General features: G+C 38.7%; 1 pseudogene. It reads left to right on the top strand.

What is annotated here, in order from left to right:
• Nucleotides 1-952 (top strand): annotated as a pseudogene (locus J1785_RS00865) (hypothetical protein); the annotation flags it as partial.
• Nucleotides 953-1,221: the final 269 nt, after the last annotated feature.

Here is a 1,221-nt window from a genome sequence, read left to right as displayed (position 1 = left end):
CTCTAAAGCCCTTCTTGTCTCATTAACAATAATCATCTGTCTAATCATTAATAAGCAGTCCTTATTTAATACAAACATCAATGACTTCTCAAAATATTTGCCTACTAAATATACACCAATGCGTGTTGATAACTATGGCAACTATGTCAGGTTATCTTCTGATATTCAGAGCATGCTACATAGTACTGAAAAACTGACTGTTTTATCATCCAGTGATGTTCTTAACGATAATATGCTCGACACACTTTCAAATCTGAAATTGAGTAAGTATTTGACTGGAATGTCCCAGGTTGATCTCAGAGACGGGCTGAGCATTCCGGCACTGATGTCCAGGTTCATCATCGTTGTTGATCCCGTACAAACACATTTAACGCCATCAGGCCAGCAAGTTATTACAATTCCTGCAAAAGAGTTGCTAAATAATGAGGGGATAGGAAAAGCTTTTAAAAGGATTGGAAATGGCTATCCACTCGAAAAGGGGGCTACCGCCTATGTTTATGAAAGAACGAGGCCGTTTACCTATGATGAAATGATGGATTTCATCTCAAAATATTATGTCAGCTACCCGCAATGGAAAGGGATTTACGACACCAGTCTGTTCATTCCTTATTCAACGGGATCGATTTCTTTAGGTGATGTGTGGGGCAAATTAGACATTGAAGATGATGGAACTCTCTATGGACATCCGGGTGAAAGCCGTCCGACCACAATAACCTGGACGTTAAATGGCATTAATGAACTCCTCATTTCATCAGTCCGGAATACGTGTTCAACAGCTGATGGTGTGGATGTCACCATTTCCGACATGTCTGGAAGACATATATCAAGCCATATCGAGAACAACGGTTCTTCATCTCTTGATATAAGGAAATTTAATAACATGCTTACGACCCTAACGATAGATAAACATGGTAACCCTTCATGTGACTCTATTATGATCGTTAAAAAATAAACATACTGAGCCTTTGCTAAAACAGCAAAGGCTTTTTTCAACGAAAATCACGCTGATGTTAAAATCTTCCGCACTCCCCTCCCCCCTATATTTATGAGCAATCATAATCCTGCCGCCTGTAAATATAATTCTGAACGGGATAATGTGCTCGTCTTAATATATATGCTGTTACTATCCAGAATAATTTCACCATTTATGGCCGGATCCTTACTAAGCAAATATTTTGAGACAGGTTTTCTCTGTGGAAAAAACGTATCACAAGCTTATTA

This window comes from Rahnella perminowiae (assembly GCF_019049755.1).
Classification (GTDB): domain Bacteria; phylum Pseudomonadota; class Gammaproteobacteria; order Enterobacterales; family Enterobacteriaceae; genus Rahnella; species Rahnella perminowiae.
Note: the sequence above shows the minus strand (reverse complement) of the source record. Positions and strands in the feature narration are given on the sequence as shown.